Annotated in this window: 8 protein-coding genes; all 8 read right to left on the bottom strand. The window is 45.5% G+C overall.

The window, feature by feature from the left end; translation table 11 throughout:
- Positions 1–153 precede the first annotated feature (153 nt).
- On the bottom strand, positions 154–387 hold the full coding sequence (gene nqrM / locus QTO06_RS19520; protein WP_005436655.1) for a (Na+)-NQR maturation NqrM: 234 nt from the start codon (positions 385–387) through the stop codon (positions 154–156).
- Between the two features lie 22 nt (positions 388–409).
- The gene (locus QTO06_RS19515) at positions 410–1,414 is read right to left on the bottom strand and encodes an FAD:protein FMN transferase (RefSeq protein ID WP_005436654.1); all 1,005 of its coding nucleotides are present in this window, start codon (positions 1,412–1,414) and stop codon (positions 410–412) included.
- A gap of 155 nt (positions 1,415–1,569) precedes the next feature.
- Entirely contained in the window at positions 1,570–2,793 is a 1,224-nt protein-coding gene (gene nqrF, locus QTO06_RS19510) for an NADH:ubiquinone reductase (Na(+)-transporting) subunit F (protein ID WP_009707442.1), read from the bottom strand.
- 33 nt (positions 2,794–2,826) lie between these two features.
- Positions 2,827–3,423: an NADH:ubiquinone reductase (Na(+)-transporting) subunit E gene (nqrE, locus tag QTO06_RS19505; protein ID WP_005436652.1), complete on the bottom strand. Its 597-nt coding sequence runs from the start codon at positions 3,421–3,423 to the stop codon at positions 2,827–2,829.
- A gap of 7 nt (positions 3,424–3,430) precedes the next feature.
- Entirely contained in the window at positions 3,431–4,063 is a 633-nt protein-coding gene (locus tag QTO06_RS19500; protein WP_005436651.1) for an NADH:ubiquinone reductase (Na(+)-transporting) subunit D, read from the bottom strand.
- A complete protein-coding gene (locus tag QTO06_RS19495) occupies positions 4,063–4,848 on the bottom strand; it encodes a Na(+)-translocating NADH-quinone reductase subunit C (RefSeq protein ID WP_005436650.1) in 786 nt (261 codons plus the stop codon). The genes QTO06_RS19500 and QTO06_RS19495 overlap by 1 nt, the downstream gene beginning before the upstream one ends.
- Complete coding sequence (locus QTO06_RS19490) at positions 4,838–6,079, bottom strand: NADH:ubiquinone reductase (Na(+)-transporting) subunit B (RefSeq protein ID WP_331409437.1); 1,242 nt, start codon at positions 6,077–6,079, stop codon at positions 4,838–4,840. Before QTO06_RS19490 ends, QTO06_RS19495 begins: the two co-directional genes overlap by 11 nt.
- Positions 6,080–6,082: 3 nt before the next feature.
- Positions 6,083–7,423, bottom strand: coding sequence for a Na(+)-translocating NADH-quinone reductase subunit A (locus QTO06_RS19485; RefSeq protein ID WP_331409436.1), 1,341 nt, complete (start codon positions 7,421–7,423; stop codon positions 6,083–6,085).
- Between the last annotated feature and the right edge of the window lie 307 nt (positions 7,424–7,730).

The raw sequence follows: 7,730 nt of genomic DNA, 5'->3' as shown, positions 1-7,730 counted from the left end.
AATATGTCATCTTAGTGTTTCAGTGAGGAATAGTAAGTGATCAGATCGCACACACGTTAAAGAGTTCAAAAAAAATCCCCAAGCTACAAGCTTGGGGATTTGTGTATAAGAGACAGGCGACAAGGCTGGGTTTTCTATTTTGGTTATCGCCGATTAAGCAATGCGATCTTTTTCCCATGCTGCGAGCTTCTCAGCACGCGCAGCTTCACGGGCTTCACGCTTTTTACGTGCATCACATGGTTCTGGGCAGTTACATACTTTCTCGATGCCTACTGCACCAAGGCCACCACAGCTACCTTTTACAACCTTCTTTTGGAAGATGTAACCTACTGCCATCGCTGCAATCACCGCAACAAAGACAGCAAAAGTAATTAGAAATGTACTCATAAGGACATGCTCACTTCTGTTGTTATTTCTTCATGAACGGCTTGTATGCTTCCGAAGCCAGCTCTTTAAAACCATCATCCGTTTTCACAACCATGAAAACAGGAATGTTATTCTCGTTCGCGATTTCCATGCCTTTGTCTTCACCTAGCACCATTAGGCCAGTTGCAAGACCATCAGCCGTCATCGACGATTTATCCAGTACCGTTACAGACACCACTTTATGATGGATTGGTTTGCCTGTTTGCGGGTTAATGATGTGAGAGTATCGCACACCATTGCTCTCAAAGTAATTACGATAGTCACCGCTTGTTGCAATTGCCATATCACCCGGCTCAATAATTTCTTGAATTGAGCGCTCATCAACGGTTGGCTTTTCAATTGCAATACGCCACGGCACACCTTCACGGTTAATGCCTTTCAAACGCATTTCACCACCAACTTCTACCATGTAGTTGTGAATACCTTCAGATTGTAGGTAATCCGCAACTACATCAACACCCCAACCTTTTGCGATAGTTGATAGATCAACGTAAAGGTTCGGAATGTCTTTAGACATTTTATTGCCTTCAATAGAAAGATGATGGATACCTGTATTCGCTTTGCGAGCCGCTAGCTCTTCGTCTGTCGGTACCACATCTGGACGCGCTTCAGGTCCAAAGCCCCAAAGGTTAACCAAAGGACCAACAGTGACGTCTAGTGCACCTAAAGTAAGACCGTTTAGACGAATCGCTTCTTTCACTACTGTTGCAGTTTGTGGGGATACCTCGAATGGCTCACTCGTTGTGTGTTGATTAAAACGGCTAAGCTCTGAATCTTCACGGTACGTCGACATTTGATCGTTCACTTCTTCAAGTAGACGATCGATTTCTGTCTGAAGCGCTTCAGGCGATGGTAGGCCATCTTGCTGAATGTATTTGATGTTGTAAGTTGTGCCCATAGTTGGGCCACTTAGATGAATTTGATCCGCAGACTTTTCACAGCCAGCCAAAACCAATAGAGAAGCGAATGCAACAAGCCACTTTTTCACTTGTTTACTCCTATTGTCGTTAAATTGATATGGAAAATGGGTTCTCTTGAGACAAACCGATTTCCTATATCAACTGTTGAATATCGTCGTGTTTTCTACAAAAAATAATGGCTAGCTCTTAGAGAGCTAGCCATAGATTCAATCACTTGGAGGAATTAACCACCGAAGTCATCTAGTAGGATGTTTTCATCCTCTACACCTAGATCTTTTAGCATGCCGATTACAGCAGCGTTCATCATAGGTGGACCACACATGTAGTATTCACAGTCTTCTGGCGCTTCGTGATCACGTAGGTAGTTCTCGTAAAGAACGTTGTGAATGAAGCCAGTGTAACCATCCCAGTTATCTTCTGGCATAGGGTCAGACAGTGCACAGTGCCATACGAAGTTATCGTTGTCAGCCGCTAGGCCGTCGAAGTCTTCTACGTAGAACATTTCACGCTTAGAACGTGCACCGTACCAGAATGACATCTTACGCTTAGAGTGCAGACGTTTTAGCTGGTCGAAGATATGAGAACGCATTGGAGCCATACCTGCACCACCACCAACGAATACCATTTCAGCGTCAGTGTCTTTCGCGAAGAACTCACCAAATGGACCAGAAATCGTACACTTGTCGCCTTCTTTTAGAGACCAGATGAACGATGACATGATGCCAGGTGGTACGTCTGGGTTGTTAGGCGGCGGCGTAGCGATACGCACGTTAAGCATGATGATACCGTGCTCTTCTGGGTAGTTAGCCATAGAGTATGCGCGGATCGTGTCTTCGTTTACCTTAGACTCGTAGCGGAACAGGTTAAACTTGTCCCAATCTTCACGGTATTCTTCAGGTACATCGAAATCAGCGTATTTAACGTGGTGAGCTGGCGCTTCAATCTGGATGTAACCACCAGCACGGAAAGGTACTGATTCGCCATCTGGGATTTGTAGCTTAAGCTCTTTGATGAATGTTGCTTTGTTATCGTTAGAGATAACAGTACATTCCCACTTCTTAACGCCGAAGATTTCTTCAGGAAGTTCGATGTCCATGTCAGTTTTCATTGCAACCTGACACGCTAGACGCTCACCTTCACGTGCTTCACCTTTAGTAATGTGGTCAAGCTCGGTAGGTAGGATGTCACCACCACCTGATTTAACTTTTACGCGACACTGACCACAAGAGCCACCGCCACCACAAGCAGAAGATACGAATACGCCAGCACCAGCTAACGCAGATAGTAGCTTACCACCTGGTTGTGTAACGATCGCCAGTGAAGGGTCATCGTTCACAGAAATTGTAATGTCACCTGTTGGTACAAGCTTAGACTTAGCGAAAAGAATCACTAGTACTAGCGCAAGTACGATCAGAGTAAACATCACTACACCAAGAATAATGTCCATTGACTATTCCTTAATTGTTGCGGTTTACCCGACTTACAGTTGAACACCAGAGAAAGACATGAAGCCTAACGCCATTAGACCTACAGTGATGAACGTGATGCCTAGACCACGTAGACCAGGAGGTACGTCTGAATACTTCATCTTCTCACGGATACCTGCAAGAGCAACGATTGCTAGCATCCAGCCCACACCAGAACCGAAGCCGTAAACAACAGATTCAGCAAAGTTGTAGTCACGTTGTACCATGAAAGATACACCACCGAAGATCGCACAGTTTACTGTGATCAGCGGTAGGAAGATGCCTAGCGCGTTGTACAAAGGTGGGAAGAAACGGTCAAGAACCATCTCTAGAATCTGTACAAGTGCCGCAATTACACCGATAAAGGTGATGAAGTTTAGGAAGCTAAGGTCTACGCCCTCAACTAACGCGTTCTCTTTCAAAACTAGGTTGTAAACTAGGTTGTTCACAGGAACCGCGATAGTTAGTACTACCACAACTGCAACACCTAGACCGAAAGAGGTCTTAACTTTCTTAGATACGGCAAGGAAAGTACACATACCTAGGAAGAAAGACAGTGCCATGTTTTCGATGAAAATCGATTTAACTAGCAGACTGATGTAATGTTCCATGACGTCCTTACTCCTTCGCTTCGATTTGTTCAGGTCTGATAATGCGGATAGCCCAGATCATGAAACCGATTAAGAAGAATGCTGATGGTGCAAGTAGCATCAGGCCGTTTGGCTGGTACCAACCACCGTTGCTCACTAGAGGTAGTACTTCTAGGCCAAATAGTTTGCCTGAGCCAAATAGCTCGCGGAAGAAACCAACAGTGATAAGAACGAAACCGTAACCAAGACCGTTACCGATACCATCGATTAGAGATGGGATTGGCGCAGATTTCATCGCGAACGCTTCAGCACGACCCATTACGATACAGTTCGTAATGATCAGACCTACGAATACCGATAGCTGTTTAGAGATATCGTATAGGTATGCTTTAAGCACTTGGTCTACCACGATTACTAGAGATGCGATGATCGCCATTTGAACGATGATACGCACACTGTTAGGAATGTGGTTACGGATTAGAGAAACAGAGAAGTTCGACAGTGCAGTTACGAATGTTACCGCTAGTGTCATTACAAATGCTGTTTCTAGTTTAGTTGTTACTGCAAGAGCAGAACATACACCAAGAACCTGTAGCGCGATTGGGTTGTTATCCAACACCGGCGCCATAATGCTCTTTTTAATGTTTTGTGCGCTAGACATTAGTTCAGACCTCCGTCACGAACTTTTGCTAGGAAAGGACCAAAGCCCATGTCACCTAACCAGAAGTCGAATGTACCTTGAACACCGTTACCAGTTAGTGTCGCACCAGATAGGCCGTCAACGCCGTGTTCAGAACCTTCTGGAGCACCACCTTTAACAATCTTGATTGCTGGTTTGTGGTTCTCGTCGAATAGTTTCTTGCCAACGAATTGAGCACGCCATGCTGGGTTCTCGACTTCACCACCAAGTCCAGGAGTTTCACCTTGCTCGTAGTAAGTGATACCAGACACAGTGTCACCGTCAGTTTCAACCGCAACGAATGCGTACATCATTGACCAAAGACCAGTACCGTGAACAGGGATGATAACTTTAGATACTTCATCACCGCTTTTCACTAGGTAAACGATACCTGTGTTAGCACGACGTAGGATCTTAGCTTTGTCTTCTTCAGCCGTTAGCTTGATAGACTCTGCTGGATCTTTCGCTGCTTTACGTTGGTCGTAGTTAGCTGCTGTAGAACCGTCACCCGCAGTCTCAACAAAATCACCTGTTTTGAAGTCAACTAGACGAGGTTCAATGTACTCAGCAAATAGCTCAGGTACTTTTTTACCGTCAGCTTCAATGCCAGCAACTTCTACAATCTTTGATTGCTTATCTAGGACAGCGTTAGCTTTTTGCTTATCACGCAGGCCTACTGCCGCTGTTGATACGATGATTGAACAAACAAGGCTCAACCCGATAACAACACCCAGCGTCTTTTTAATGCTGTCGTTATTACTTGCCATAGCGTGCTAGTCTCCGCTTGATGTTCTTCTCGATAACTACATGGTCGAACAGAGGTGCGAATAAGTTCGCGAATAGAATCGCCAGCATCATACCCTCTGGGTAAGCTGGGTTAACTACACGGATCATCACACACATTGCACCGATTAGGATGCCGTACCACCACTTACCACCGTTGGTAAATGAAGCTGATACTGGGTCCGTTGCCATGAAGAGCATACCGAATGCAAAACCACCTAGAACTAGGTGCCAGTGCCATGGCATGTTGAACATTGGGTTGGTGTCAGAACCGATCACGTTAAACAGTGTCGATACTGCAATCATACCGATCATTACACCCGCAATGATGCGCCATGAAGCGATTCGCATGTAAACGATCATCGCTGCACCGATCATTAGAGCAAGCGTCGATACTTCACCAATTGAGCCTGGGATGTTACCGATGAAAGCATCCATCCAAGTGATAGGAGCGCCAGTGATGTTGTTGATCAACGCGCCGCTACCGCCGTGAGCCCATTGGCTAAGAGCAGTTGCACCAGAGAAGCCGTCAGCTGCTGTCCATACTACGTCACCCGAGATTTGAGCTGGGTAAGCGAAGAATAGGAAAGCACGACCTGCAAGTGCAGGGTTAAGGAAGTTACGACCTGTACCACCGAAGATCTCTTTAGCAACAACAACACCAAATGTGATACCTAGTGCCGCTTGCCATAGAGGTAGCGTTGGTGGAACGATAAGTGCGAATAGAATAGAAGTTACAAAGAAACCTTCGTTCACTTCGTGCTTACGCACCATACAGAAAAGCACTTCCCAGAAACCACCAACAATAAATACTGTTGCGTAGATTGGTAGGAAGTAAGTCGCACCTAGTAGCATTTTACTGCCAACACCTGCTTCAGCACCGATGGTGCCGCCAAGCATTTCTGTTAGCCAGTAGTGCCAGTTACCAGAGATAACTGTCGCTAGTTGATCACCAGCATACATGTGGTTAAGTGCTGCGATAGCTTGGCCACCCGCGTTGTACATACCCCAGAACATTGCTGGGAATACCGCGAACCAAACCATGATCATGATACGTTTTAAGTCAACGCTATCACGGACGTGCGAGCTACGTTTTGTTACTAGACCTGGCGTGTAGAAAAGCGTTGCCGCTGCTTCGTACAGTGCAAACCATTTTTCGTGTTTGCCGCCTGGTTCAAAATGATGCTCGATATCCTCTATGAATTTCTTAAGCATGGATTACCCTTCCTTCACAATGGTATCTAGGCATTCACGAAGTAGCAGACCGTACTCGTATTTACCAGGACATACAAAGGTGCACAATGCTAGATCTTCTTCATCCAGTTCAAGCGCACCCAGTGCTTGAGCACTGTCTGTATCGCCTGCACATAGATCGCGAAGTAGCAAAGTAGGTTCCATATCAAGAGGCATTACACGCTCGTAGTTGCCAATTGGAACCATTGCACGATCACTACCGTTAGTTGTCGTTGTCATGTTGAACAACTGACCTTTAAAGATGTGACTCAGGAAAGATTTAGTGATTGAGAATTTGTTTTTGCCAGGAACAGCCCAGCCAAACAGTTCTTTCTCACGACCTTCACGCAGAACAGAAACCTGCTGATGGTAACGACCAAGGTAAGCATGTGGGCCAGACGCTTGAGTACCAGAAAGTACAGAGCCTGAAATCACACGAACTTCACCTGGCATCAATTCGCTGTCAGTTAGGTCTTCAAGAGAAGCACCTACAACAGTGCGAAGAAGACGTGGGTTATTCACTACAGGACCAGCAAGAGATACAACACGATCTGTGTATAGCTCACCAGTAAGGAATAACTTACCGAACGCGATAACGTCTTGGTAGTTGATGCTCCAAGCCACGTTTTGTGCATTTACTGGGTATAGGAAATGCATGTGGGTGCCAGCAAGACCTGCTGGGTGAGGGCCATCGAAGACGTGTTCTTCTACGTTAGACTGAGAAGAGCGTGGCAAGCTAGTGCCAGATTTACATACGTAAACCTTGCCTTCTGTCAGGGCTGAAAGAATGTCTAGACCGGCAACGAATGCTTCTTGTTGTTCATTGATGATCAACTCAGGCTGAGCTGCTAGTGGATTAGTATCCATCGCAGTTACAAAGATAGCCTTAGAATTTGATTCGATTGCTGGAACCTTGCTGAACGGACGAGTACGTAAAGCGGTCCAAAGGCCAGATTCAACCAATTGAGCCTTGATCACTTCGCGATCTAGACCTGCTAGTTGAGCTGCTTCGAACTTATCAAATGTCACCTGCTCTTCGCCTGCCACTTCAATCACTACAGATTGAAGAACACGCTTAGCGCCACGGTTAACTTCGATCACTTTACCGGCTGCTGGAGCTGTGAACTTAACGCCAGGGTTCTTTTTGTCTTCAAAAAGAACTTGCGCTTTTTTCACTTCATCACCAACGCGGACATGCATGGTAGGACGCATGCCAACGTACTCTTCGCCAAGCAAGGCGACTTTTTTGATGGTCTTACCATCATTAATCACCTGGGATGGAGTTCCTGCGATAGGAAGATCCAAGCCCTTCTTTATTGTAATCATACGCACTTGCACTACTTTTATCGGGAAAAAGATTCTTTTGATTGCGTAACTTTTAGACACGACATCAGTGTCCGGTTTCGATGCTGTTTAAAACATCAAAATCGCAACATCCTATTAATTATCTCGTCACAAATATTAGGCGAGATTTATCAGGTGCGGTAGTCTAGCATTTTTTGGGAACTTGATGCCATGACCAATCTTAGGAAAGGTGGGTTTATTTCGGTAGAATCGAGTGTAAAAGGTTAAAGAATAGTCATAACTTTGACCCATCGCACAAATGCCAAATCCCTTGCATCTGTCATGGAAA

This window comes from Vibrio sp. M260121 (genome assembly GCF_036533715.1).
Lineage (GTDB): Bacteria > Pseudomonadota > Gammaproteobacteria > Enterobacterales > Vibrionaceae > Vibrio.
The sequence above is the reverse complement of the archived record's forward strand: the minus strand, read 5'-3'. Positions and strand labels throughout refer to the sequence as shown.